The organism is Streptomyces sp. NPDC015661, assembly GCF_043077765.1.
In the GTDB taxonomy this organism is placed as follows: Bacteria; Actinomycetota; Actinomycetes; order Streptomycetales; family Streptomycetaceae; genus Streptomyces.
In genome coordinates this window covers 90323-115924 of sequence record NZ_JBIBST010000002.1, presented here as the reverse complement: position 1 = coordinate 115924, position 25602 = coordinate 90323, and the positions used below count along the sequence as shown (strand labels likewise).

Below are 25602 nucleotides of genomic sequence, written 5' to 3'. Positions count from 1 at the left end.
TCAAGCAACTTCCATCATCATTGCGCACTCTTCTTGCAAGGAGATCGGCATGACCACTCGCACCGCCGTGGAGATCGCCTCCCAGCCGGCGACCTGGCGCCAGGCGGCCCGCACCCTGCCCCAGCACGTCGCGGCCCTGCCCCGACGCGGCGAGCGGGTCGCGGTGATCGGCTGCGGCACCTCCTGGTTCATGGCCCTCGCCTACGCGGAGCTGCGCGAGTCCGGCGGCCATGGCGAGACCGACGCCTTCGCGGCCTCCGCGTTCCCCTACGGCCGCCGCTACGACCGGGTCGTGGCCATCACCCGCTCCGGCACCACCAGCGAGGTCCTCGCCGTCCTGTCCCGGCTGCGCGGCACGGTTCCCACCGGCGCGATCACGGCCGACCCCACGACCCCGGTGATGGACCTCGCCGACGAGGTCGCCGTGCTCGACTTCGCCGACGAGCAGTCCGTCGTCCAGACCCGCTTCGCGACCACCGTGCTCGCCCTCTTCCGCGCGCACCTGGAGTCCGAGGACGCCCTCCCGGAGGGGGTCGGCACCATCGAGGACGCCGCCCGGGACGCCGAGCAGGCCGTCACGTCCCCGCTCGACGAGAGCGTGCGCACGGCCGAGCAGTTCACCTTCCTCGGCACCGGCTGGACCTACGGACTCGCCCTGGAGGCGGGCCTGAAGATGCGCGAGGCGGCCGGCGCATGGACCGAGGCGTACCCGGCGATGGAGTACCGCCACGGCCCGATCAGCATCACCGGCCCCGGCCGGGTGACCTGGGGCTTCGGCCCCCTGCCCGCCGGACTCGCGGACGAGGTGCGCAAGGTCGGCGGCACCCTCGCCGAGAGCGACCTCGACCCGCTCGCCGACCTCGTCCGCGCCCAGCGCCTCGCCGTCGCCGTCGCCGAGGCCCAGGGCCTGAACCCCGACACCCCCCGGAACCTCACCCGCTCCGTCGTCCTCACCGACGTCCATGCCTGACCGCCGACCCGCAAGCGCCCACCACCCCGGAGACGCACCATGCCGCTGACGCCCACCGACGAGATCGTCCGCCGCGCCCGCGCCGCGGGCACCGGGGTGGGGGCGTTCAACGTCCTCCAGCTCGAACACGCCCAGGCCATCGTGGCCGGCGCCGAGAACGCCGACCGGCCGGTCGTCCTCCAGATCAGCGAGAACACCGTCCGCTACCACGGAGCCCTGGAACCGGTCGCGCTCGCCTCCCTGGCCGTCGCCCGCGCCGCCAAGACCCCCGTGGCCGTCCACCTCGACCACGCCGAGAACCCCGACCTCGTCCGCGAGGCCGTCGCGCTCGGCCTGGGCTCGGTCATGTTCGACGCCTCGAAGCTCCCGTACGCGGAGAACGTCGCCGCGACCCGCGAGGTCGTGGAGCACTGCCACAGCCACGGCGTCTGGGTCGAGGCCGAACTCGGAGAGGTCGGCGGCAAGGGCGGCGCCCACACACCGGGTGTGCGCACCGACCCCGAGGAGGCCCGCGCCTTCGTCGCGGCCACGGGAGTCGACGCCCTCGCGGTCGCGGTCGGCAGCTCCCACCAGATGGTGACCCGGGACGCCGTCCTCGACCTCGACCTGATCGCCCGGCTGCGTGCCGCGGTGGACGTCCCGCTCGTCCTGCACGGCTCCTCGGGCGTCTCGGACCCGCACCTCGCCGAGGCGATCACGGCGGGGATGACCAAGGTGAACGTCTCCACCCATCTGAACAAGGCGTTCACCGGGGCCGTCCGCACCCACCTCACCGAGCACCCCGACACGGTCGACCCGCGCCACTACCTGACCCCGGCCCGCGCGGCCGTGGCCCGTGAGGTCACGCACCTCCTGGCGGTCCTGGCACCGTGACCCCGTCCGTACGGGGCCTCCTGAAGCACGCGCAGGAGGCCCCGTACGGGTGGCGAAACCGCCGGCGCACGAGCTAGTCGGTCCGCTCGGCGACGAAGAGGGGGATCTCGCGGTCGGTCTTGCGCTGGTAGTCGGCGTAGTCCGGGAACGCCGCGACCGCCCGCTCCCACCAGGCCCGGCGCTCCTCGCTGGTCACCAGGCGGGTCTTCATGTCCCACGCGCGCGTGCCGTCGCGCAGTTCGATCAGCGGTGCCGCGACCAGGTTGTGGTACCAGACGGGGTGCTTGACCGCGCCGCCGTTGGAGGCGACGAGCGCGTACGCGCCCTCGTGCTCGACCCGCATGAGCGGGGTCTTGCGGAGCTTGCCGCTCCGGGCGCCGAGGCTCGTCACCAGGACGACGGGGAGGCCCCGCATCGTCGTGCCGTCGGTGCCGCCCGACGCTTCGTACAGCTCGACCTGCTCGCGCACCCAGGTCGTCGTGCTGGGCTCGTACTCGCCTTCGAGGGGCATCGGTGTGCGTCCTTTCGCATGGCGTCCGGCGGCGCCGGCCCGCTTGTCGCCGACGCTATCCGAGACCTCGCGCCCGCGGCGGCAACCGTTCCGGCGGGCGTTGTCAGTACCCGCTCGTAGGGTGACTCCTGACGGCAGGACAGTGGTGCGACACAGGGGAGAGAGCGGCATGCGGGAGTTGTTCCTGGAGGCGGAGCGGGCGTACATCCGGTGGATCGACCTGCCGGGGGAGGGCCCCGTGCGGGTCTTCGTCCACGGGCTCGGGTGCACGGCGGCCTCCGACTTCGCCCACATCGCCGCTCACCCCGCGCTCGGCGGCGGCCGGGCGCTGCTGGTCGACCTGCTCGGTTACGGGCTGAGCGACCGGCCCGCCGACTTCGACTACCGCATGGAGTCCCAGGCGGCGGCGGTGGCCGCCGTCCTGGACCACCTCGGTGTCTCGGGCGTGGACCTCGTCGGGCACTCGATGGGCGGTGCCGTGGTCATCCACCTGGCGGCGGTCCGCCCCGATCTGGTCGCGAGACTCGTGGTGGCCGAGCCGAACCTGTACGCGGGCGGTGGGGTGTTCAGCTCGCCCGTGGCCGCCCAGGACGAGGAGGTGTTCGTCGCGGAGGGCTTCGCCCGGATGCTCGCCGGCACCGACCGCCCGGACTACGCCGCCCGGCTGCGGCTCGCCGACCCGAGGGCCGTCCATCGCAGCGCGGTCGCCCTGGTGGAGGGGAGCGTGCCCGCGCCGGGCGACCTGCTGGCCGGCCTCCGGATGCCCCGGACCTTCCTGGTGGGGGAGTTGAGCCTGCCGGACGCCGACGCGGAGAAGGCGGCCGCGCTCGGGATCCCGGTGACCGAGGTGGCCGGGGCGGGGCACAACCTGATGCTGGACAATCCGGACGGCTTCGCGGAGGCCCTCGCCGACGCGCTCGCGGACGGGCCGACGGGCCCGGTTCCCGGCCACCGGAGCGCCTGATCCGGCCAGGTGAACGGGCCTCGACGGGGGTTCCATTGCAAGCGTATGGCGGATACATGACAAGACCTCAACTCCCTTGAGCCACGCCCGTGGAGCGGCCAGGCTGCTGATCACGTCGGGACCGGACACACCGGTCCCGACCGTGTACGTGGCCCCACGTGCACCCCCCACAGTCGCGCCGCCCCACCCCTTCGGGCGCGACGCCCATGAGGAGGACTCCCGCGCCATGGCACTCCCCAAGAGCAACAAGACCCGCCTCGCCGTGACGGCTTCCGCCGCGACCGCCGCAGCCCTGCTCGGCACCTTCGCCGCCGTCCCCGCCCGGGCCGCCCCCGCGGAGGGAACCGTCCTCGCTGCGGACTCGGCCGACGCGGTCCCCGGCAGCTACATCGTCACCCTCAAGCAGGGCGCGGGCTTCAAGGCCGCCTCCGCCAAGGGGCGGAACCTGATAGCCGGTTACGGCGGCACGGTCCGCAAGACCTTCGGCTCCGCGCTCAACGGCTACACGGCCACCCTCGGAGCGACCGAGGCCCGCCGCCTCGCCGCCGACCCGGCCGTCGCGTCCGTCGAGCAGAACCAGATCGTCCGCGCCGACGCGACGCAGACCAACGCCCCCTGGGGCCTGGACCGCATCGACCAGGCCGACCTGCCGCTGTCCGGCACGTACACGTACCCCGACAGCGCCGGCAGCGGCGTCACCGCCTACGTGGTCGACACCGGCGTGCGGATCAGCCACTCCCAGATCGCCGGGCGCGCGGTCAACGGCTACGACGCCGTCGACGGCGACTCGGTCGCCCAGGACGGCAACGGCCACGGCACCCACGTCGCCACGACCATCGCCGGCTCCACCTACGGCGTGGCCAAGTCGGCGAAGATCGTCGCCGTCCGCGTCCTCGACGACAACGGCTCCGGCACCACCGCCGGCGTCATCGCGGGCATCGACTGGGTCACCGCGAACCACACCGCGGGCGCTCCCGCGGTGGCCAACCTCTCCCTCGGCGGCGGCGCCTCCACCGCCCTCGACAACGCGGTGAAGAACTCCATCGCCGACGGCGTCACCTACGCGGTCGCCGCAGGAAACTCCGGCGTCAACGCCTCCTCCTCGTCGCCCGCCCGGGTCGCCGCCGCCCTCACGGTCGGCGCCACGAACAACGCCGACGCCAAGGCCGGCTGGTCCAACTACGGTTCGGTGCTCGACCTCTTCGCCCCCGGCGTCTCCATCACCGCCGGCTGGAACACCAGCGACACCGCCACCAACACCATCTCGGGCACCTCGATGGCCACCCCGCACGTGGCGGGCGCCGCCGCGGTCTACCTGGCCGGCCACACCTCCGCCACCCCGGCCCAGGTCGCCACCGCCCTGGTCAACGGCGCCACGCCCAACAAGGTGACCAGCCCGGGCAGCGGCTCCCCGAACCGCCTCCTGAGGATCGTCCAGTAGCCGAGGACACGGAAAGCCCCCGGAGGCAGCCGCCGCCTCCGGGGCGTTTCCGCGAGCTCGTACGGCACACCGGAGGCCGCCCGCCCGCCCGTACCGCAGGACGGCCCCGCGCTGCTCGACGGGGTACGGGCCGTGGTCGAGCCGTACTACCGCTGACGCGCCCGCCGCGGCCCCCGCCCTCCCCCGTGAGACCGGACTCCGCATGCGTCAGGATGGGGTCATGACCGAGATCCTCACCCCCCGACTCCTCCTCCGCCGCTGGAGCGACGACGACCTCGTCCCCATGGCGGAGATCAACGCCGACCCCGAGGTCATGCGGTGGATCGGCGACGGCTCGGTCCGGACCCTGGAACAGACCGCGGAAGCCATCGAGCGGTGCGAGGAGGAGTGGGACGAGGAGGGCTTCGGGATCTTCGCCGTCGAGCTCCTCGGCTCCGGTGAGCTCATCGGCTTCGCCGGACTCTCCGTGCCGGAGTTCCTCCCGGAGGTGCTGCCCGCCGTGGAGATCGGCTGGCGTCTGGGCCGGCAGTACTGGGGCCAGGGGTACGCCTCCGAGGCCGCCCACGCGGTCCTGGAGTTCGCCCTCCAGGACCGTGGGCTCGACCGGGTCGTCGCCATCACCCACACCGGCAACCGCGCCTCCGAGAACGTCATGCGCAAGCTCGGGATGGTGCCGGAACGGGAGACGAGCCACCCGGTCTTCGGTCTTCCCCTGCGGGTCTACGCCATCGACCTCACCGAGTACCAGGCCTGATCACCGGGACCTCGCCGGGGAGCCGTCGTGGACGCTCCGGGGAGGTCCCGGTCCGCCGTCAGTGACGCTCCGGCAGGTCCCGCTCCGCCGGCAGCGACGAGACGTCGCCCGCGCCGGGCGAGGAGGCGGCGCGCGAGGACGGCGCAACCGCCGGCTTCGTGCCGCAGAAGGCCGCCTCCAGGGTCCCGCCGAGCGCCGTGTTGGCCTCGCCGTGGTTCGAGGTGTTCGCCATGGCCGACAGGCTGCGCCGGCCGTCGCGGGTCGAGAAGGCGTAGGTGTAGAAGCCCTGCACGGTGCCCGTGTGCCCGTACACCCGGGTGCCGCACGACAGGTCGTAACGGCGCAGGCCGAGACCGTAGAACCGGGTGTTGGTGGTGTCCGTCGGCGTGACCGTCGTCATCGCCTCCAGCATCGCCGGGGACAGCAGCCGGCCCCGCATCAGCGCGCTGGTGAAGGCGTTCAGGTCGGCCGGGGTGGAGATGACGGCACCGGCCGACTGCGCCCAGGACACGGTCTGCTCCGTGGAGTCCACGAGCGGGTCCCCGGCCGCGTCCGGGTGCAGATAGCCCCGGACGTTCAGGCCCTTGATGCGCGTGTCGGGGTGGACGTACGACGTGCCGCGCAGCTTCAGCGGCTTGAAGATGCGCCGCTCGTACGCGTCGGACACCGGTCGGCCCGTGAGCTTCTCGATGAGCATGCCGACGACCACGAAGTTGGCGTTGGAGTACTTGTACGCCGCGCCGGGTTCGGTGGTGCGGGGCTCGCTCAGGGAGAGGTCGACGAGCTCCTGGTAGCTGAACACCCGGTTCCGTACGGCCTCGAAGCCCGGCACGGTGTCGTTGAACATCGCGTTCGTGTAGTCGGCGAGCCCGCTGCGGTGGGTGAGCAGGTGCCGGACCGTGATGCGGTCGTCGGGGAGCAGCCCGGGCAGGTAGCGGTTGACGGGCGCGTCGAGTTCCAGCCGGCCCTCCTCCACCAGCTGCAGGAGCACGACCGTGGAGAACGTCTTGCTGACGCTGCCGATCCGGAACCGCGCGTGGATGTCCATCGGCGCCCCCGACACCCGGTCCCGGACCCCGACGGCCCGGCTCTCGACCCCCTCGGGGCCGGTGAACCGGGCCATCGCCCCCGGCGCGCCGTTGGCCATGGCCGAGTCGAGCGCCGCGACCACGCCCTCCATGTCCGGGGCGGGAACCGCGGGGGCGGCGCTCGCGACGGGGGCGGTCCCCGCGTCGGGGGCGAGAGGAGCGGCGAACGCGCTGGTGGCTGGGGCGACACCCGTCGCGAGGGCGGCGAGCACAGTGGCACTCACGGCCAGGCGGCGGTGCGAAGACAGGGGCACGGTGATTCCTCGGCTTCTTCCGGATCGTGGGGCGCGGCACCGGCAGGGGCGGGCCGCGGGGCGGGGGACCGCGCCGGTGTCGCGCGTGACCCCCTGTGTCCACCGATCATGAGTGCCGTCGTGCGAGAACGGTTCCTGATATGGGTGGACAAGATCCGGACGGCGTAGTTCCGTCCCGGGCCCCCGCCGTTGGGCGGCTGCCCAGCCGGGCCCGGGCAGGACTGGGCTCCTGCCGACAGACAACCGCCCCGGGGAGACCGATCATTGCGCTGGTCACGCTTGCGAGGACGCGCAACGGACCACATCCGCAAAGGAGTTCACATGTCACGGAGTTGGGGCCGCGCACTCGGCGGCCTGCTGCTCGCCTTCCTGACGGCGGCGTACGCCGGGCCGGGCACCGCGGGCGCGACGGAGCCGACGACCGGCGGGATCCCGTCGGTCGGCACCGCCTGGGACCAGCCGGGTCCGTACGAAGTGACCGTCGACATCGAGCTGGTGCACACCTTCTACCACCCGAAGGACATGGGGCAGCGGGGAGAGCTCCACCCGGTGGTGATCTGGGGCAACGGCACCGGCGCCGTGCCCGGGATCTACAGCTCCCTCCTCCGCCACTGGGCGAGCCACGGCTTCATCGTCGCCGCGGCCAACACCCCCACCTCCAACTTCGCGCTCAGCATGCGCGCCGGGATCGACGCACTGGAGCACCGGAACGCCGACAGCTCCAGCCCCTTCTACCGGAAGGTCGACCTCGAACACATCGGCTCCGCAGGCCACTCGCAGGGCGGCGCGGCCGCGGTCAACGCCGCCGTCGACCCCCGGGTCGACACCGCCGTCCCCATCCAGCCGGGACCGCTCACCGACCCCGACCTGATGGACGAGCCGGTCTTCTACCTGGCCGGTGAGCGCGATCTGACGGTGTGGCCGGCCCTCGTGCGGGCGCTGTACCGGGACTCGTCCCACGTCCCCGCCGTCTACGGCGAGGTCCGCGGCGCCGGGCACCTCGACTCCATCGGGGACGGCGGCGACTTCCGCGGCCCGACCACGGCCTGGCTGCGGTTCTGGCTGATGGGCGACGAGAACGCCCGCGGGATGTTCTTCGGACCCGGCTGCGCCTACTGCACGGACACCGACGTGTGGTCCGGCTGGGAGCGCAACACCCGGGCGCTCCAGATCCCGGGCCCCGCGGCCTGACGGTCGGCCGCCCCGTACTCCGGCAGGGTAGGCTCCCGGCCGTCGCGATGATCTTCGAGACGACCGAGGGCCGGACCCGGTACGGAGGGGGAAGACGTGAAGCGCGCCGTTGTCCTGGGAGGAAGCTTCGCCGGGCTGCTCGCGGCCCGGGTCCTGAGCGAGTTCGCCGAGGAGGTCGTGGTCGTCGAACCCGACCTCCTCGACGGAGAGCGCAACGGTACGGGTCCCGGCGCGCCGCACCGGGGACAGCTGCACGCCCTGCTCGCCATGGGCCACACCCAGATCGAACGGTTCTTCCCCGGCATCACCCACGAGATGGTGAGCGGCGGAGCCCGCCTCGGACAGGGCGACGAGGTGCGGTTCTACGTCGACGGAACGCTCAAGGCACCCGTCGCCGACGCACGGATGCTCGGCGCGACCCGGCCGTTCGTCGAGACGCACATACGGCGCCGCGTGACGGCCCTCGCCAACGTCAGGTTCGAGCCCGCCACCGGCAAGGGGCTGCTCCTCCGGGGCGGACGGGTCGTCGGCGCGCGCGTGGCGGCGGTGAACGGCGCGACCGCCGAGCCGGAAGAAGAGACCGGGGCCGCCGAGTACGACCTCACGGCGGACCTCGTCGTCGACGCCATGGGACGCTCCAGCCGGCTCGGCAGCTGGCTCGCCGCCGAGGGCTGGGGCCAGGCACCGGTCGACCGCATGCGCGTCGACCTCGGCTACGCCACCGCCCGCTTCGCCCGCGGCGATGAGCTCCCGGACACGGTGATCGCCCACTCCACACCCGGCCCGGCCAGCGACTACCAGCCGGCCGTGTGCGAACCCGGGGCCCTGACCGCCGTCGAGGGCGACGCCTGGTCCGTGGTCCTCGCCGGATACGCCGACCACCGCCCCGGGCGCGACCGGGCGGAGTTCCTCGCGCGGATGAGGCGCTGCGTCGAGCCCCTCCGCGAGGTGGCCGAGCGGTGCGAGATGACCGGCGAGGTGGAGCCCTTCCACTTCAGCGAGAGCCGCCGGCGCCGGTTCACCGACCTGACGAACTTCCCCGGCGGGCTCGTCGTCCTCGGAGACGCCCTGGCGACCGTGAATCCCGTCTACGGCCAGGGGCTGACCCTCGCCACCCTCCAGGCCTCCTCGCTCCACGTCCACCTGAGGTCCGGCGCCTCGCCGCACGACCCCGCCCTGGACTACTTCCGCCGCGCCGCGGTGGTCGTCGACGCCGCCTGGCAGCTCTCGACGACCGCCGACCTCGCCCAGCCGCACGTCACCGGACCGTACCCGCGCGGCTACCGGTTCCTGCGCTGGGCGGGCGACCACATCACGACCGCGTCGGTCAGGGACTCGCGGGTGAACCAGACGTACATGGACGTCGTCCACATGCGGAGGCACCCGAAGGCGCTCACCGGCCCCCGCGTCCTCGCGCGCACCGCGCGCGTCCTCTGGCGGGGGTGACGGGACAGACGCTCGGGACCGCCGCTGACCAGCGAGGACACACGTACGCGTACCCTCGTGGACGTGTCTGCCTCACGTCTCCACCGCGTCGCCGTCCTCGTACTCGAAGGCGCCAAACCGCTCGATGTCGGAATCCCCGCGCAGGTCTTCACGACCCGGGCGAGCATGCCGTACGAGGTACGGGTCTGCGGCGCGGAACCCGGGGTCGTGGCCGGCGGCGACGGCCTCGCCTACCAGGTCGCCCACGGCCTGGAGGCGCTCGCGTGGGCCGACATCGTCTTCGTCCCCGGCTACCGGCACCCGGACCGCGAGGACCCGCCCGGGGCGGTCGTCGACGCGCTGATCGCCGCCCACGACCGCGGGGCACGGCTCGCCGCCATCTCGACGGGGGCCTTCGCCCTCGCCGCCACCGGCCTCCTCGACGGCAAACGCGCCACGACGCACTGGCACTACGCGCGGGCCCTCGCGGCGAAACGCCCCCTGATCCAGGTCGACGAGAACGTCCTCTTCGTCGACGAGGGCAGCATGCTGACCTCCGCCGGCGCCGCCTCCGGCATCGACCTGTGCCTCCACATCCTGCGCCGCGACCTCGGCGTGGCCGCCTCGAACCACGCCGCCCGCCGCCTGGTCGCCGCCCCGTACCGCAGCGGCGGCCAGGCACAGTACGTACCGCGCAGCGTGCCGGAGCCGCTCGGCGAGCGGTTCGCCGCCACCCGCGAATGGGCACTGCACCGGCTCGGCGAGCCCCTCACCCTGGAGATACTCGCCCGGAACGCGGCGGTGTCACCGCGCACGTTCTCCCGCCGGTTCGCCGAGGACACCGGCTACACGCCGATGCAGTGGGTCATGCGGGCCCGCATCGACATGGCCCGTGAACTGCTCGAACGCTCCGAGCGGGGCGTCGAGCAGATCGCCGCCGACGTGGGCCTGGGCACCGGGGCGAACCTGCGCCTGCACTTCCAGCACATCCTGGGCACCACGCCGAGCGAGTACCGGCGCACGTTCGCACAGGGGGAGTAGACGGTCCCGAGGGCGTCGTGGCGTGACCTTGGCGCGATACTTGCGGACCGTGGCGATCACGCCGCTGGTTGAGGCGGGCGTTCCGCGCGAACCTTGGTGGCGAATCGGAAGGTCGGAAGGGACACCACCGCTCATGACTCGCATCGCCATCAATGGTTTCGGTCGCATCGGACGCAACGTGCTGCGCGCGCTCCTGGAGCGCGACACCGACCTCGAGGTCGTCGCCGTCAACGACCTCACGGAGCCCACCGCCCTCGCGCGCCTCCTCGCCTTCGACTCGACGTCGGGCCGTCTCGGCCGCCCGGTCACCGTGGACGGCGACACCCTCGTCGTCGACGGCCGCCGCATCAAGGTGCTCGCCGAGCGCGAGCCGTCGGAGCTGCCCTGGGCCGAGCTCGGCGTGGACATCGTCCTGGAGTCGACCGGCCGCTTCACCTCGGCCAAGGCCGCCCGCGCGCACCTCGACGCCGGGGCGAAGAAGGTGCTCGTCAGCGCTCCCGCGGACGGCGCTGACGTCACCCTCGCGTACGGCGTGAACACCGACGCGTACGACGCCGATCTGCACACGATCGTCTCGAACGCCTCCTGCACGACCAACGCGCTCGCGCCCCTCGCGAAGGTCCTCGACGACCTCGCCGGCATCGAGCACGGCTTCATGACGACGGTTCACGCCTACACGCAGGAGCAGAACCTGCAGGACGGCCCGCACCGCGACCCGCGTCGCGCCCGCGCCGCCGGCGTCAACATCGTGCCGACCTCCACGGGCGCCGCGAAGGCGATCGGCCTCGTGCTGCCGAACCTCGACGGCAAGCTGTCCGGCGACTCGATCCGCGTGCCCGTCCCCGTCGGCTCGATCGTCGAGCTCAACACGACCGTCGCCCGCGACGTGACCGTCGAGGACGTCCTGGCCGCCTACCGCACCGCGGCCGAGGGCCCGCTGGCCGGCGTCCTGGAGTACTCGGAGGACCCGCTGGTCTCCGCCGACATCGTGGGCAACCCGCACTCGTCGATCTTCGACTCGGCCCTCACCCGCGTCGAGGGGCGCCACGTCAAGGTCGTCGCCTGGTACGACAACGAGTGGGGCTTCTCGAACCGCGTCATCGACAGCCTGCAGCTCCTCGCCGCGCGCTGACGAAGAGCCGAACGGACTGCTCCCGCCGCAGGGCGGGAGCAGAAACGGTCACACACGCCGACTCGGGCCGCACGGAGTCGGCGTGTGACGCGTTTCCGGGCGGAAACCGCCCCTCAGCCGCCCCCGGCGTCGGCCGACAAACCGTTCGCCCCGCCGGCAGGGCAGGTGGCAGGGTGCGGGGCATGGCACCCCAGTACCAGATCCGTGCCGATCACGACGCACGCACGATCGTGGTCTACCAGGCCTACTCGCCCGCCATCGCCGACGCGGCGCTGCGCGCCGGGCGCTTCGTCGCTCCGTTCTCGTTCCATCGGATGACATGGATCAAGCCCTCGTTCCTGTGGCTGATGCACCGCAGCAACTGGGCCCGGAAGTCCGGCCAGGAGCGGATTCTCGCGGTGCGGATGACCCGCGAGGGGTGGGAGGAGGCCCTGTCACGGGCCGTGTTGACGACCGCGGACCCGGCGGCCGTGGCGAGGGCAGCCGTGCACGTGCAGTGGGACCCGGAGCGCTCGGTCCGCGGGGCGGCCCTGAACCACTACAGCATCCAGGTCGGCATCAGCCGCCATCTGATCCACGCGTTCAACGACGACTGGATCGTGGAGCTCACCGACGTCACTCCCCAGGTCCGCAAGGCCGCGACGCTGATCCAGTCGGGACGTGCGGCCGAGGCACGGGCCCTGCTCCCCGCCGAGCGTGCCTACCCGCTGCCCCGGACCCTGGAGACCCTCCTGTGTCCGCCGGGATGACGGGCGTCGCATGCCGACTGGATACCGTTGCGCGGTGAAGCCCACCACCCCCTACCGCCCCCTCGACATCACCCTTCCCTTTCCCGAACTGACGGCGTACGCGCGCACCGCGACGCGACTGCATCCGCGCCCCGGCGCGCCCACGGCCGCCGACAGTTCCGTGGGCGGGCCGTTGCTGTGGCCGGAGGACGAGGCGTGGCCGGAGTGCCGGGAGCACGGCAGGGTCCGGGGCGTGCGGCTGCAACGGGCCCGCCGCTACGAGGAGATCCTCGGGGCGGCCCGGGCACGCCCCTGCCCGGACGGAACCGCCGGGTGGGCGTACACGGACGCCGAACGGGCCGAGGTCCAGGAGATGGCCGACGCCGGACATCGGCCGGACCGGCACGACGGCGGCCCCCTGCCGCTCCTCGCTCTCGCCCAGTTCCACGTCGGCGACGTGCCCGATCTCGCGGCCTACGCCCCGCCGGGGAAGGACCTGCTCCAGGTGCTGTGGTGCCCGTTCGACGGCCACGATGACGGTTCGTACAGCGACTTCGGGCCGTCGACACGCCTCTTCTGGCGCCGCGCGGCGGACGTGACGGACCCGCTGTCCGCGCCGCCCGAGCCGCCGATCGCGGAGCACGCGTGGTACGTGCCGGTGCCCTGCGTTCTTCATCCGGAGCAGATCGTCGAGTACCCGTGGGCCGACTACCTGCCGCCGGACCTCGTGGACCGGATCTACGCCTGGGAGGACGACGTCGAGGCGCGGGTGGGCCGGGCGGCACCCACCTACCAGTACGACCTCTCCCTCGCGCCCGGCTGGAAGATCGGCGGCTGGGACTCCTGGCACAGGACCGACCTGACGCGGGTCCACTGCGATGCCTGCGGAACCGAGATGCGTCTGCTGCTCACCATGGACTCGTGCGAGTCCCAGGCCAGTTGGGGTCCCTTCCCCGAGCCCGGCTGCCCCACCGGCGTCAGGGCGGGACGCGACGAGTACCGGGCCTTCGTCTGCCCGGCCGACCCGGCGCATCCCCACCGGATGAGCACCCAGTAGGACGCCGACGGGCATTGTCAGTGCCCTGCGACAAGATGTTCGACATGACGACAACGCCCGCCGTTGAGGCGCACTTCAGCCTGTCCAGCCGTGCCGCGTACGAGGCCGCCATCGAGCGTCTGCGCGACGCCTCCCGCACGTACTTCGGCGCGGGCTACAGCGTCATGGACGACGCCACGTACGACCGGCTGCGGCTCGCCGTGAAGGCCTGGGAGGAGGTGCATCCGGAGGACGTCGCTCCGGACTCGCCCGCCGATCAGGTCGCCGACGGGGCCGCCCCGGCCGGTGACGTCGCGCACACCACGCGGCTGCTCAGCCTCGACAACGTCTTCGCGCCGGAAGAGCTCCTCGCCTGGGGTGCCTCGCTCCAGCGGCGGCTCGGGCACGAGCCGGCGGGCGGGTTCACCGTCGAGCCGAAGATGGACGGCGCCGCCGTCGCCGCCCGCTACCGCGACGGACGCCTGGTGCAGATCATCACCCGCGGCGACGGCACGCAGGGCGAGGACGTCAGCCACGTCATAGGGACGATCGTGGGCCTCCCCGACCAGCTGCCCGTACCCGCCACCTTCGAGGCGCGCGGCGAAGTCCTCTTCACCCAGGAGCAGTTCGAGACAGCGAACGAGACGCGGATCGCGCACGGCGGAGACGTCTTCGCCAATCCGCGCAACGGCGCCGCCGGCACCCTGCGGGCGAAGGACCGGCCCTACCGACTGGCCATGACCTTCTGGGCGTACGGCGCGGTCGACCTGGACGACACGGCGTTCCTGCCCGCCGGGGCCGGTCACGCCGAGACGCTGGCCGCGGTGGCGGCGGCGGGCGTGCAGACCACGGCGGCGACCCCCGCCGGACTGCACGTCGTCACCACCCTCGCCGAGGCACAGCAGAGGGTCGACGCGATCGCCGCGATGCGCGCGACCCTGCCGTTCGGCATCGACGGAGTCGTCGTGAAGGCCTACAGCGCCACCGAGCAGGCGACGGCGGGCTTCGGCAGCCGCTTCCCGTACTGGGCGATCGCCTACAAGCTTCCGGCCGTGGAGCGCCAGACCGTCCTCGAGGACGTGTTCTGGGAGGTGGGCCGAACGGGTGTGCTCGCCCCGACGGCCGTGCTCGCCGCCGTGGAGCTCGACGGGTCCACCGTCACCCGCGCCACCCTCCACAACCCCGCCGACATCCTCCGGCGCGACCTCCACATCGGCGACACCGTGACCGTCCACAAGGCCGGCGACATCATCCCGCGCGTCCAGGCCGCCGTCGTCGAGCTGCGCCCGCAGGGCGCCCCGCCCGTACCGCTGCCCGAGGAGTGCCCGAACTGCGGCGGGGAGATCGACAAGAGCCAGGAGCGGTGGCGCTGCGCCAAGGGCACCGCCTGCGCGCTCGCGCCGCTGATCGAGTACGTCGCGGGGCGCGACATCCTCGACATCGACGGCCTCGGCAGGAAGTACGTCGACGCCCTGATCGGAGCCGGGGTCGTCGGGGACGTCGCCGACCTGTTCACCCTCACCGAGGAGCAGCTCACCACCGCCTCCGGCAGCGCCAAGCGGGGGGCGAAGCTGGCCGAGCAGATCCGGCTCGCCACGTCCCGACCCCTCAGCCGGGTCTTCTGCGCGCTCGGTGTGCCGGGCACCGGCCGCAGCATGTCCCGGCGCATCGCCGCGCACTTCGGCACGATGGAGGCGATCCGGGCGGCCGACGCCGACGCGCTGCAGGAGGTCGAGGGCATAGGCCCGGAGAAGGCGCCGGTGATCGTGGAGCAGGTCTCCGCGCTCGCCCCGGTGATCGACAAGCTGATCGCGGCGGGCGTCGGCATGACCGAGCCGCGAGAGGAGAAGGCCGAGGACGCGGTCGAGGGCCCGCTGAGCGGGAAGACCGTCGTGGTCACGGGGAAGATGACCGGTCCGCTGGACGGCTGGGGCCGCTCCGAGATGGGCGCGATCATCGAGAAGGCCGGCGGCCGCGTGGGCAGCGGTGTCAACTCCAGGACCACCTACCTGGTGGCGGCGCCGTCCGCGAGCGGCAAGCCGAGCTCGAAGGCCGTCAAGGCCCAGGAACTGGGCGTCGAGGTCCTCGCTCCGGAGGCCTTCGCCACGCTGGTGGCCGCGTACCTCGACTGAGCGGCAGGACCGCCCGTGACGGTACGGGCGGAGTACGACGGCGGCGTCAGTCGCCGCCGTTCCTCGGGCGCGGAACGGCCACGGTGCGGGGGAGCCGGGGCGGGGCGCCGAAGCGGACGGGAACGCCCGGTGAGTACAGCACGCTCACGGGCTCCCCGAGCGGGCGGCGCAGTCCGGCCGCCGTGAGGAGGGTCTCGTCGCAGGTGAGAAGGCGGGCGCGGTGCAGTGGCCAGCGGGGGTGCGTGTTCGGCAGGTAGAGGGGGCGCCCGCGGAAGGAGCTGTGCATGCCCCAGCGGGCGGTCAGGAAGTGTTCGAGCGCGGTGGGCTCCACGACCCGCTCGCCGATGTCCAGGCTGATCGCGCTGCGCGCCCCGCGCGGTCCCGGCCACCGGCGCCTGCTGGTGTACGTGACCGTGGAGGCGTCTGTCCCGACGGTCATCTTCGACCACACGTACGGGATGCGGAAGGCCCACCGCCCGACGGCCACGGGGACGAGACGGGACGCGTCGAGCGAGCGGAACACCACACCGCGGCGCCCGTGGCCGTCCACGGAGTAGAGGCGGACGTTCGTCTCCGGAAAGCTCCCGAGGTACGGGATCCCGGGCAGGCGGAACCAGCCGACGCGGTGCATCCGGAAGGCGACGAGGCCGACGTAGGTGACGCCGTCGAGGGTGTCGGGCACGGTCCCGGCGGGAAGGAGCGGGGCCACCTCGGAGGGATCCACGGACCAGTGCAGAAATGCCAGGTCCAGCCAGGACTGGGTGAGCAGGGTGCGGGCCGTCCGGTGCGGCGGGTCGGCCGATATGGGCTCGGGCTCCCTGGCGGGCGGGGTCTGCGGCATCGCGCCAGTATCCAGGGTGCGCACGCCCCGCCCGCCGAAGGGGTGGGGTCGTGCTGGGGCCTGCAATCCTTCGGGGGCGGCGCTCAGGCCTGGGTTTTGTTGAGGGCGCGCTCAGGCCTCTGGGTTCCGTTGCGGGCGGCGCTCAGGCCTGCGCTCCGTCGGGGGCGCCGCTCACGCCCCGTCCGCCTGCGCCGCTCCGGAGGCCTCGGCGACGATGCGATCGAACTGCGCGCCCATCGCCTCGGCCAGCGCCTGGGCGGCGGAGAGCGGCCGGACCATGACCATGAAGTCGTCGATGCGGCCCTGCTCGTCGAGGTGGAGGAAGTCGCAGCCGGTGATCGCGCGGTCGCCGACCCGGGCCTCGAAGACGAGGGCGTGATCGCGACCGTCCTCGCCGGTGAGCTCCCGGACGTAGCGGAAGTCGGTGAAGACACGGGAGACCCCGCGCAGGACGGCCGCGGTGATGGCCTTGCCGACGTACGGCTTGAACGCCACGGGGCTGGTGAAGACGACATCGTCGGCGAGCAGCGCCTCGATGGCCGCGTGGTCGTTCGCCTCGACGGCCTGACGGAAAGACTTCATATACATCTCCGCAGCTAGTCAACAAAGTGAGTAGGTGAGGAGAGGCTAGTGACGCGGGACAGCCCTGTCCAGGCCCGGAGGGCCCCCGCCCCGGCGAACTCCGGGGCGGGGCCGCGCGTGGGCCTCGGCGAGCCGATCCGTACCGAGACGGTCAGCCCAGCTTCTTGAGCAGCTCCGCGGCGAGCGGGGCGGAGGATGACGGGTTCTGGCCGGTGACCAGGTTGCCGTCGACGACGACGTGCGGCGCCCACGGCTCGGCCACCTGGACGTCCACGCCGGCCTCGACGAGCCGGCTCTCCAGCAGCCACTTGGCCCGGTCGGCGAGGCCGCCCTGGGTCTCCTCGGCGTTGGTGAACGCGGCGACCTTGCGGCCGGCGAAGGCGTTCGAGCCGTCGGCGTTCGTGGCGGCGAGGAGCGCGGCCGGGCCGTGGCAGACGACGCCCAGCGGCTTGCCGGACTCGAGGGTGTCGATCAGCAGCCTGCCGGAGGTCGCGTTCACGGAGAGGTCCTCCATGGGGCCGTGGCCGCCGGGGTAGAAAACGGCGTCGTAATCGGCCGGACGGACGTCCTCCAGCCTGACCGGCTTCTTGATCTCGTCGAAGGAGGCCAGCGCCGCGGCGATCCTGTCCGCGCCCTCCTGGCCGCCGTTGAACTCCGGGGCGAGGCTCCCCGCGTCGACGGTCGGGACGACACCGCCCGGCGTGGCGACGACGACCTCGTGGCCCGCGGCCTTGAACGCCTCGTACGGGGCGACGGCCTCCTCGGCCCAGAAACCGGTCGGGTGCTTGGTGCCGTCGGCCAGCGTCCAGTGGTCGACACCGGTCATCACGAAAAGGATCTTCGACATGAGGGAGCTCCAGGGGATGGTGGGCCCGGACGGGGCCCGGAGGCGGGAATGCGCACACTGACACTCTGGTCCGAGTGACGTTCCGCGGCGAGATCGTCAGTGCGGCGATGTCGTCGACAGTAGGTCGGCCATCCATTGGTTTCCAATGGGGAAACCAATGCCTCCCATAGGGATCCCGATGTCTCGGCAGGAATACGAGCAGGGGCGAAGGTCCCCGCGACGGAGGGACGGGTCACCGTCGCGGGGCGGGGCGGAGCCCGTGCAGCCTCACCCCCGTCGGGGCGCCGTCACGCACCCGTCCCGTCGGCCGGGGCATGGAGCGTGATCGCCTGTACGGGGCAGGCGCGGACCGCCTCGCGGACCAGCGTTCCGGTGCCGTCCTCCCTGCCCGGGACGACCGTCCCGAAGCCGTCGTCGTCCTGGGTGAAGTCGTCCGGCGAGGTCAGCGCGCACTGACCCGCGCCGATACAGACGTTCGCGTCGATCGAGACCCGCATCCGCGCCTCTCCTTTCACCACGTGACGGGGAGTTCGAGCATCCCCTGAATCGTGTCGCCCGGCTTGAACGGGATCTCCTCGGCGGGGACGGCCAGCCGCAGCCCCGGCAGCCGGTGCAGCAGGGTCCCGAGGGCGATCTCCAGCTCCGCCCGCGCCAGGTTCTGCCCGAGGCACTGGTGGATGCCGAAACCGAAGGCCACGTGGTGACGGGCGGAGCGGGCCCAGTCGAGGGTGTCCGGATCGGCGTAGGCGGCGGCGTCCCTGTTGATGACCGACGTCGAGAAGACCACGCCCTCGCCCGCGCGGATCACCGTCCCGGCGACATCGATGTCCTCGCGCGCGACCCGCAGCAGTCCGTCGGCGATCGACAGGAACCGCAACAGCTCCTCCACGGCGACGGGTACGAGCCCGGGATCGGCGCGCAGTTCGGCCAGCCGCTCCGGGTGGCGCAGCAGGGTGTACGTACCCAGCGAGATCATGTTCGCCGTGGTCTCGTGCCCGGCCACCAGCAGGATGGTGGCGAGCTGCACCAGCTCCTCGCGTTCGGGACCGCCGTCCTCCGACCCGCGCGCCACCAGGTCGTCCAGGACACCGTCCCCGGGCTCCCGGCGCTTGCGGTCGATCAAGTCGCCCAGGTAGCCCTCCAGCCGGGCCAGCGCCCCCTCGGTGTCCGCCACGGTCGGGCCGCGCAGCAGCCGGCGCGACTGCTCCTCGAAGAAGTCGTGATCCGCGTACGGCACGCCGAGCAGGTCACAGATGACGATCGACGGCACCGGCAGCGCGAAGGCGCTCACCAGCTCGGCGGGCGGCCCCTCTTCCTCCATCGCGTCCAGGAGCCGGTCCACGGTCTCCTGGATGCGGGGCCGCAGGCCCTCGGCGCGCTTGAGGGTGAAGCTCGGGATCAGCAGCCGCCGCTGGGCGTTGTGCTCGGGGTCGTCCCAGCCGAGCAGCGCCGCTCGACGCCGCCTGCGAACGGCCGTCGCGCGCTCCGTCGGCAGCGGGAAGCCGCCACGGGTGGAGTCGGTGGACAGGCGCTGGTCCGCGAGGAGCGTGCGGGCGGCGGCGTGTCCGGTGACGAGCCACACCTGCCTTCCGTCCCACAGGGAGACCCGCGACAGTGGGCGGTCCTCCTCGGTCCGGGGGTAGGCGGTGGGCGGGTGGTAGGGGCAGGTCCGGTCCTGGGGGAACGCCACGGCTTTGGTCACGGGGGCCTCGCTAGGGGCGGATCGGTGGCAGGGGCTGTGGTGCCGTCAACTGTGGTGCGGTCATCGGTGGTGCCGCGGTGGTGCCGTCGTCTGTGCTGCCGTCGTGTGTCATGCCGTCGTCTCCACTACATGCCTCAGGCACCTATCTGGTCTACGCACAGTTCGGCCATTCCACCGGAACGGACGCGGCCGCTACGCCAGAGGCGCCGAGGCGGGCGGAGCGCGCCCGGTCCCAGGGTGATCGCGCGCGGTCTCAGGGCCGTGGCGACAGCGGGATGACGGCGGTCAGAACCGTCCCCTCGCCCGGAGTCGACTCGATGGTCAGGGCACCGCCGAGCTGCTGGACACGCGCGCGCATGGCGGGCAGTCCGTGGCCGCGCACCCCGCCGGGCCGCTCGACGGGGTCGAAGCCCCGGCCGTCGTCGGCGATGTCGAGGACGACCTGATCGTCCAGATGGCTGAGGGTCAGGGCCGCGGTGCCGGCATCGGCGTGCTCGCGGATGTTGGCCAGCGCGCCCTGGGCGATCCGCAGCAGCGCCGCCTGTACGCGGTCGGGGAGGGCGGCCGTCGGCGTGCCGTCCTGGTGGAAACGGACCTGGAGGATGTCGGAGGACTCCCGCTCGGCGAGCGTGCGCAGCGCTTCGTCGAGGCCGCCGCCCCCGGCGAGGTCGGCGGGCGCGAGGTCGTGGACGAAGCGGCGGGCCTCGGCGAGATTGCGCTCGGCGATGGACTCGGCCGTACGGATGTGGCGGCGGGCGGAGGCCGGGTCGGTGTCCCAGAGCCGGTCGGCGGCCTGGAGCAGCATCTGCTGGCTCGACAGTCCCTGCGCGAGGGTGTCGTGGATCTCCATGGACAGCCGCTGGCGCTCGGCGAGGGTGCCCTCGCGGCGCTCGGTCGCGGCCAGTTCCCGGCGGGTGCGGACGAGGTCGTCGATGACGGCCCGCATCCGGTCCGCCTGGCGCTGGGAGTAGAGGAAGACGGCGGTGGCGACGGCGGCGCCGGCGAACGGCGCGAACATCAGGTTCGGGTCGAAGCCGAAACGGAGCCGCAGTTTCAGCTGAGCGGCCACGACGCACAGGGTGATCAGGCCGACCAGGACGATCGCGGACCGGGTGCGCAGGGAGCGCAGGCTGGTGTACAGGAGCGGCACCACGCACCAGCCGAAGCTGGGCGCGAGGACCACGAGGGTGAACCACACCCCGATGACGGCCGCGAGCCAGAGCCTGGAGGTCGTGGGCGCGGAAGCCCCGGGGCCGTCGGCCTGCTGCGGGCCGAGGACCGGGCCGAGTACGTACAGCAGGGCCAGGACGACGGCGAGGATGATCACCCACGGGGTCGTACGGGCCCCGGGGTGGACGATCAGGTACCGGGTCAGCGACGAGCACAGCAGGACGAAGAACGCCACGTGCATCACGGTCGCGAGCCAGCCGGCGTCCGGGTCGGCCACCTCCGTGTCGATCGGTGACCGCCTGTCCATCCGCACCGTCCACTCCTTGCCCCGCTGCCGACCGTTCTCCCGAGCCCCAGGCTATCCGGACGGTCTTGTTCCGCATCGACCGATCGGTTGACCCCCGTGTCGTCCGCCGGGCGCGCCGGACCGAGCCCGTAGGCCGACCGGAGAGGGCCGTGAGCGACACCAGGATGGATGTCAGAGCGGGAACGCAGAGCTTCCCGAGCCCCCCGAGGGGGTTGATGCCCAAGGAGCTGATGATCGTGAAGAAGATGACCCTGCGCACCCGTGTCCTGACCGGTACCGTCGCCGCCGGCGCCCTCGCCGCGGGCCTGTTCGGCACCGTCTCCGCGAACGCCGCCGCCCCGGCCGCCGCTCCCGCCGCCGTCATGGCCGACGCGGACAACGGCAACACCCTGCAGACCACGCACCTGACGATCGCGGCCGCCACGAAGGCCGCGCAGGCGACCCTGGACGCCGCCGAGAAGGAGAACCAGCGGGTCTCCGTCGCGGTCGTCGACCGCAACGGCAACACCCTCGTCACCCTGCGCGGCGACGGCGCGGGCCCGCAGTCCTACGAGTCGGCCGTCAAGAAGGCGTACACCGCGGTCTCCTGGAACGCCCCGACCTCCGAGCTCGCCAAGCGCCTCACCAACGCCCCGACGCTGAAGGACATCCCCGGCACCCTCTTCCTCGCCGGCGGCGCCCCGGTGACCGCCAAGGGCGCCCCGATCGCGGGCATCGGCGTCGCCGGCGCCCCGTCCGGCGACCTCGACGAGAAGTTCGCCCAGGCCGGCGTCGCCGCCCTCGCGAAGTAACACCCCGCAGACACCGGCGGTACCCGGCCCCCCGTCCGGGTGCCGCCGGTCTCCTCGTCACGGACACGGAGGACAGGGAGGGACCCGGGCCTGCAGAAGGGCGACCGAAACCCCGCCGAAGAGCCCTACCGCGACCGTCCTACCGGGCGGCACGATGACGGTCACCCGCGACGCCCCGGCGCGCGCCGACGAGTGCAGGCTCACCGTCTCACCCGCCGCTTTCCTGCTGGTCTCCTTCCGGCGCATGCCGACCTGGAAGGCGATCGCCCTCGGCCGGATGGGCGCCGGCGGCCGCAGGCCCTGGCGCGCCCCACGGCTCGGTCGCCTCGTCACCACGCCCTGAACCGAAGGACGAGCCCGGCCCTCGTACGCCACGCTCTCGTCGGTAGGCTGCGTCGTCATGACACGTGCCTGGATCCTGCCGACATTGATGGTCATCAGCGGCGCACTCGCTTCTGCCGGTCTGATCACCCGCGGCAGTCTCCTCCAAGGCACCGTGCTCCTCCTGGTGTTCCTGCTGCTCGCTGTGGCGAACTCGCCGCTGATCTACCCGAGATCGATCGGCGCGGCGGAAGCCCGACGCCGCAGCGAGGCCGACGGCCGGCCGATCGTCTACTGGCGGCCGGGATGCCCGTACTGTCTGCGGCTGCGCATGAGCCTGGGCCGCCGTGCCCGCCGGCTGCACTGGGTGAACATCTGGCGCGACCCGGACGGAGCCGCGGCCGTGAGGGCGGTGAACGACGGCAACGAGACCGTGCCGACGGTCGTCGTGGCGGGCCGGCCGTTCACCAACCCCGATCCCTCGTGGGTACGCGAGCAGCTCTCGCCCTCCGCCTGACGGGTCAGCTCGCGCCCTCCTCCGTCCACGGGCGGAGCTTCTCCGGGTTGCGGACCGCCCAGATACGGGTGACGCGGCCTTCGGCCAGCTCGAACGCCGCCACGGTCACCGTCACACCGGCGTTCTGGGCGACGAGCCCGGGCTGGCCGTTGACCGTCCGTTCCAGGAGCGTCAGCCCGGGAGCCTTGTCGGCGATGTGGATGAGGTACTGAGCGATGAGCCGGCTGCCCTCGACGGGACGCAGTACGGCGCCGACCAGTCCGCCGCCGTCGGCCGTCATCGTCGCCTCGGGGTCGAGCAGATCGACGAGGGCCTTGATGTTCCTGGCCTCCCACGCCTCCTTGAAGTGCCGTACCAGAGCGGCCCGTCCGGCCACCGGCGCGGCCGGGGGCTGCGCGGCCCCGACGCGCCGACGGGCCGAGGACGCCAGCTGCCGGCAGGCCGCGGGGGACCGGCCGACGATGTCGGCGATCTCGGCGAACGGGTAGCGGAAGACATCGTGGAGGATGAACGCCACGCGTTCGGCCGGCGTCATCGACTCCAGTACGACGAGGAACGCCATGTTCACCGACTCGTCCAGGGTGATCCGGTCGGCGGGGTCGACGGGCTCGGCCCGGCCGCCGTCCGCACGCACACTGGACCACTCCACACGGTCGGGCAGCGGTTCGGGCAGCCACGAGCCGACGTAGCGCTCGCGCCGGACCCGCGCCGAGCCGAGCATGTCCAGACAGACACGGCCGGCCACGGTCGTCAGCCAGGCCCCGGGAGAGTCGACGGCCTCGCGCTGCCGCGGCGACAGCGCGTACCAGCGAGCGTACGTCTCCTGCACGGCGTCCTCGGCCTCGGCGAGCGAACCGAGCAGCCGGTAGCCGAGGTTGAGCAGGTGGCGCCGCTCGCCGACGACCACGCTCAGGTCCGGCTCGGACCGGTCGAGTCCCGACTCGAAGGAGGTGCTCATGATCGCGAGTGCTCCCTGGTTCGCTCGTCGCGTGCGATGACGCTCTCGGTCCCGTGTCCGTGTGACGGAGAAAGCCCCTCCGGAAAAGAAGCCGGGCACCCGCCTCACATTTCACGGGCCTGCGTCGTCGGACAGTCGAGACACTACCGAGCAACCGCCGCGAGGCAACCGCCGCGAGGCAGAGAAAAGGATCACGTCATGGCCACGACTGCGCAGACCACCGCGGAGACCACGGCAGTACAGGGCAGCGGCAACCCCACCTTCCTGCGGGTCTCGATCGCCCTGCAGACCCTCACCCTCTTCTTCCAGGCGGCCACCGCCGGGCTGTTGCTGACCTCGTCCACCGGCGAGCTGCTGCACAGCGTCGGGGCACGCGTGACGTACGGCGCGACCATGCTGTACGTGCTCGCGGCGGTCCTGGCGTGGAAGCCGGGCGGCGGTTCGCCCCGCCCCATCCTCTACTCGACCGGCTTCCTCGTGCTCTCCTCGATACAGGTGGTGCTGGGGATCGCGCACAAGCCGGCCCTGCACGTCCCCCTGGGAGTGCTGATGTTCGGCCTCAGCGTGCTGGCCCTCGGCCAGGTCCTCACCGCCCGGTGGAAGGGACGCCCCGGCACCGGACGGCGGTAGTCACCACCGGGCCGCCACCCGGTGGCCGGCGTGATCGCGGAGCAGTTCTGCTGTGATCCACATGTCCGTTCCCGTTCATGCCCTCGCCCACCGGCCGTTGACGACCGAGGCCGTCGCCGAGAGCCTCGTCACCGGGCCGGCCCTGACGCACCGGATCTGGCGCACCGCCACCCACGCCCTGGTGATCGGACCGGCGGCCGACAACGGCCCGTACGGCTACCTCACCCATCTGCAGCTGTCCTGCACCCCCCTCGACTGCGCTCCCGAACTTCCGCCCGCCGACGACGAGGACGGCCTGGCCGAGTGGATCGCCGCGCACATCGACTGGTGACCCGACCGCCCGGGGCGCTCAGATCCCGGCCAGCAGGGAGCGGCCGAGGGGAGTGAGGCTGTGGAGCACGGCCGTGCCGGTGCGCACCGTCTCGACAAGTCCCGCTCCCCGCAGGACGCTTGCGTGTCCGCTGGCCGCCGCCAGGGACACGCAGGCGCGTTCGGCGAGGGCCGTGGTGGTGGCGGGGGAGCGCAGGAGCGCCAGCACCTGGGCCCGCGTGCGGCCGAGGAGCGCCGCGAGGGCCTCCGGGCGGTCCTCGGCCGAGCCGGCCGCCCCCGCCCCGGCGGCGACCGGGTCGTCACCGTCGTACATCGGGTAGACGAGGACGGTCGCCGACTCGGGGCGGTACATCACCATCGGGCCGGTCGCGAACCACGAGGGGACCAGCAGCAGCCCGCGCCCGCAGAGCGGGACGTCGTACGCCGACGCGGAGGGCAGGTGCAGGGTCGGTGCCTGCCACCGCCAGGTCGTCCCGAGCGTGGTCAGCAGGGCGTCGACACCCCCGCGCAGCAGCATCTCGGCCCGTAGCGCGCGGTCGGTGAGGGTGTCGCGGCGGATCCGCGGCCAGAGCGGCTCGACGGAGCTCGCGAAGTAGCGGCGGGTGTCGTCGAGCAGGGCGCGGGTCGCGGCCGGCGACCCCTGGGCGAGCTCGTGGGCCCACCGGCCGGGCCGGACCAGACCGCCGTTCCAGCCGGAGACCTCCGGGATCCCGAGATCCCGTGCGAGGCGCTCCACGGGCGTCGACGAGGCCGCGTCGAGGGCCTCGGCGAAGTCGTGGGCCGAGGGTTGCAGCAGGAAGTCCGGTACGAAGCCGTCCTCCGCGACCAGTTCGGCGAGGACTCCGGCCCGGGCGCCCGCGCCTCCCCGCAGGGAGTGGTGCCACTGCCGGGCCGCGGGCCGCGGACGGTACGGCTGTGCGCGGCCGCGGCTCTGTCGCGCACGGCCCAGGCGCAGACTCAGCCGCAGGCTCAGGGCGGTCTCCGAGAGCGCGTCGGCCCCCGGGGCGAGGGTGATCCGGCCGAGGTCGGCGGCCGTGAAGTGAAGGCGGATCATGCCGACCGATTA

General features: G+C 72.8%; 27 protein-coding genes. 17 read left to right on the top strand and 10 right to left on the bottom strand.

The window, feature by feature from the left end:
- Positions 1-49: 49 nt before the first annotated feature.
- Together ACF07V_RS05015 and ACF07V_RS05010 are read left to right on the top strand one after the other, a co-directional pair.
- Positions 50-970: an SIS domain-containing protein gene (locus tag ACF07V_RS05015; RefSeq protein ID WP_392151493.1), complete on the top strand. Its 921-nt coding sequence runs from the start codon at positions 50-52 to the stop codon at positions 968-970.
- 39 nt (positions 971-1009) lie between these two features.
- Complete coding sequence (locus ACF07V_RS05010) at positions 1010-1843, top strand: ketose-bisphosphate aldolase (protein ID WP_392151492.1); 834 nt, start codon at positions 1010-1012, stop codon at positions 1841-1843.
- Positions 1844-1916: 73 nt separating this feature from the next.
- Here the strand turns inward: ACF07V_RS05010 and ACF07V_RS05005 are convergent, their stop codons facing one another.
- Positions 1917-2354 carry a nitroreductase family deazaflavin-dependent oxidoreductase gene (locus tag ACF07V_RS05005; RefSeq protein WP_392151491.1) on the bottom strand — a complete coding sequence of 146 codons (438 nt, stop codon included), beginning with the start codon at positions 2352-2354 and terminating at the stop codon, positions 1917-1919.
- A 169-nt stretch (positions 2355-2523) separates the two neighbouring features.
- On the opposite strand from ACF07V_RS05005, the gene ACF07V_RS05000 reads away from it, so the two are divergent.
- From ACF07V_RS05000 to ACF07V_RS04990, 3 genes are all read left to right on the top strand, one after another.
- Positions 2524-3318, top strand: a complete 795-nt coding sequence (locus ACF07V_RS05000) for an alpha/beta fold hydrolase (RefSeq protein WP_392151490.1) — start codon at positions 2524-2526, stop codon at positions 3316-3318.
- Between the two features lie 226 nt (positions 3319-3544).
- A complete protein-coding gene (locus ACF07V_RS04995) occupies positions 3545-4759 on the top strand; it encodes a S8 family peptidase (RefSeq protein ID WP_392151489.1) in 1215 nt (404 codons plus the stop codon).
- Positions 4760-4979: 220 nt separating this feature from the next.
- Entirely contained in the window at positions 4980-5513 is a 534-nt protein-coding gene (locus ACF07V_RS04990; protein WP_392151488.1) for a GNAT family N-acetyltransferase, read from the top strand.
- Positions 5514-5571: 58 nt separating this feature from the next.
- On the opposite strand, the gene ACF07V_RS04985 is transcribed toward ACF07V_RS04990, so the two are convergent.
- Positions 5572-6855, bottom strand: coding sequence for a serine hydrolase domain-containing protein (locus tag ACF07V_RS04985; protein WP_392151487.1), 1284 nt, complete (start codon positions 6853-6855; stop codon positions 5572-5574).
- Between the two features lie 321 nt (positions 6856-7176).
- Between ACF07V_RS04985 and ACF07V_RS04980 the strand changes: the two genes are divergently transcribed.
- The 7 genes from ACF07V_RS04980 to ligA all read left to right on the top strand — a co-directional run bounded on the left by ACF07V_RS04980 (position 7177) and on the right by ligA (position 15540).
- A complete protein-coding gene (locus ACF07V_RS04980; protein WP_392151486.1) occupies positions 7177-8046 on the top strand; it encodes an acetylxylan esterase in 870 nt (289 codons plus the stop codon).
- A gap of 96 nt (positions 8047-8142) precedes the next feature.
- Entirely contained in the window at positions 8143-9492 is a 1350-nt protein-coding gene (locus tag ACF07V_RS04975; protein WP_392151485.1) for a hypothetical protein, read from the top strand.
- A 63-nt stretch (positions 9493-9555) separates the two neighbouring features.
- Positions 9556-10512: a GlxA family transcriptional regulator gene (locus tag ACF07V_RS04970; protein WP_392151484.1), complete on the top strand. Its 957-nt coding sequence runs from the start codon at positions 9556-9558 to the stop codon at positions 10510-10512.
- A 133-nt stretch (positions 10513-10645) separates the two neighbouring features.
- Entirely contained in the window at positions 10646-11644 is a 999-nt protein-coding gene (gene gap / locus ACF07V_RS04965; RefSeq protein ID WP_392151483.1) for a type I glyceraldehyde-3-phosphate dehydrogenase, read from the top strand.
- Positions 11645-11826: 182 nt separating this feature from the next.
- The gene (locus ACF07V_RS04960) at positions 11827-12393 is read left to right on the top strand and encodes a DUF4291 domain-containing protein (protein ID WP_392151482.1); all 567 of its coding nucleotides are present in this window, start codon (positions 11827-11829) and stop codon (positions 12391-12393) included.
- 34 nt (positions 12394-12427) lie between these two features.
- A complete protein-coding gene (locus ACF07V_RS04955) occupies positions 12428-13429 on the top strand; it encodes a hypothetical protein (RefSeq protein WP_392151481.1) in 1002 nt (333 codons plus the stop codon).
- A gap of 44 nt (positions 13430-13473) precedes the next feature.
- Positions 13474-15540, top strand: a complete 2067-nt coding sequence (gene ligA / locus ACF07V_RS04950; protein ID WP_392151480.1) for an NAD-dependent DNA ligase LigA — start codon at positions 13474-13476, stop codon at positions 15538-15540.
- 46 nt (positions 15541-15586) lie between these two features.
- Here ligA and ACF07V_RS04945 read toward each other — a convergent pair whose 3' ends face one another.
- The 6 genes from ACF07V_RS04945 to ACF07V_RS04920 all read right to left on the bottom strand — a co-directional run bounded on the left by ACF07V_RS04945 (position 15587) and on the right by ACF07V_RS04920 (position 20989).
- Entirely contained in the window at positions 15587-16381 is a 795-nt protein-coding gene (locus ACF07V_RS04945; RefSeq protein WP_392151479.1) for a YqjF family protein, read from the bottom strand.
- Between the two features lie 171 nt (positions 16382-16552).
- On the bottom strand, positions 16553-16963 hold the full coding sequence (locus ACF07V_RS04940) for a nuclear transport factor 2 family protein (RefSeq protein ID WP_392151478.1): 411 nt from the start codon (positions 16961-16963) through the stop codon (positions 16553-16555).
- Positions 16964-17114: 151 nt separating this feature from the next.
- Complete coding sequence (locus ACF07V_RS04935) at positions 17115-17810, bottom strand: type 1 glutamine amidotransferase domain-containing protein (protein WP_392151477.1); 696 nt, start codon at positions 17808-17810, stop codon at positions 17115-17117.
- A 287-nt stretch (positions 17811-18097) separates the two neighbouring features.
- Positions 18098-18307 (bottom strand): ferredoxin, encoded by a 210-nt coding sequence (locus ACF07V_RS04930; RefSeq protein WP_392151476.1) that lies wholly within the window; start codon positions 18305-18307, stop codon positions 18098-18100.
- 14 nt (positions 18308-18321) lie between these two features.
- Positions 18322-19512: a cytochrome P450 gene (locus ACF07V_RS04925; RefSeq protein WP_392151475.1), complete on the bottom strand. Its 1191-nt coding sequence runs from the start codon at positions 19510-19512 to the stop codon at positions 18322-18324.
- Between the two features lie 253 nt (positions 19513-19765).
- Positions 19766-20989 (bottom strand): sensor histidine kinase, encoded by a 1224-nt coding sequence (locus ACF07V_RS04920; RefSeq protein ID WP_392151474.1) that lies wholly within the window; start codon positions 20987-20989, stop codon positions 19766-19768.
- Between the two features lie 236 nt (positions 20990-21225).
- On the opposite strand from ACF07V_RS04920, the gene ACF07V_RS04915 reads away from it, so the two are divergent.
- From ACF07V_RS04915 to ACF07V_RS04905, 3 genes are all read left to right on the top strand, one after another.
- Positions 21226-21780 (top strand): heme-binding protein, encoded by a 555-nt coding sequence (locus tag ACF07V_RS04915; protein WP_392152350.1) that lies wholly within the window; start codon positions 21226-21228, stop codon positions 21778-21780.
- 154 nt (positions 21781-21934) lie between these two features.
- Positions 21935-22123, top strand: a complete 189-nt coding sequence (locus ACF07V_RS04910; RefSeq protein ID WP_392151473.1) for a hypothetical protein — start codon at positions 21935-21937, stop codon at positions 22121-22123.
- 57 nt (positions 22124-22180) lie between these two features.
- A complete protein-coding gene (locus ACF07V_RS04905) occupies positions 22181-22618 on the top strand; it encodes a glutaredoxin domain-containing protein (RefSeq protein ID WP_392151472.1) in 438 nt (145 codons plus the stop codon).
- Positions 22619-22622: 4 nt separating this feature from the next.
- Here the strand turns inward: ACF07V_RS04905 and sigJ are convergent, their stop codons facing one another.
- The gene (sigJ, locus tag ACF07V_RS04900; protein ID WP_392151471.1) at positions 22623-23576 is read right to left on the bottom strand and encodes an RNA polymerase sigma factor SigJ; all 954 of its coding nucleotides are present in this window, start codon (positions 23574-23576) and stop codon (positions 22623-22625) included.
- Between the two features lie 198 nt (positions 23577-23774).
- Here sigJ and ACF07V_RS04895 point away from each other — a divergent pair, with 198 nt between their 5' ends.
- On the top strand, positions 23775-24206 hold the full coding sequence (locus tag ACF07V_RS04895) for a hypothetical protein (RefSeq protein WP_392151470.1): 432 nt from the start codon (positions 23775-23777) through the stop codon (positions 24204-24206).
- A 61-nt stretch (positions 24207-24267) separates the two neighbouring features.
- Entirely contained in the window at positions 24268-24537 is a 270-nt protein-coding gene (locus tag ACF07V_RS04890; protein ID WP_392151469.1) for a hypothetical protein, read from the top strand.
- 18 nt (positions 24538-24555) lie between these two features.
- Here ACF07V_RS04890 and ACF07V_RS04885 read toward each other — a convergent pair whose 3' ends face one another.
- Positions 24556-25590 carry an ArsR/SmtB family transcription factor gene (locus ACF07V_RS04885; protein WP_392151468.1) on the bottom strand — a complete coding sequence of 345 codons (1035 nt, stop codon included), beginning with the start codon at positions 25588-25590 and terminating at the stop codon, positions 24556-24558.
- Between the last annotated feature and the right edge of the window lie 12 nt (positions 25591-25602).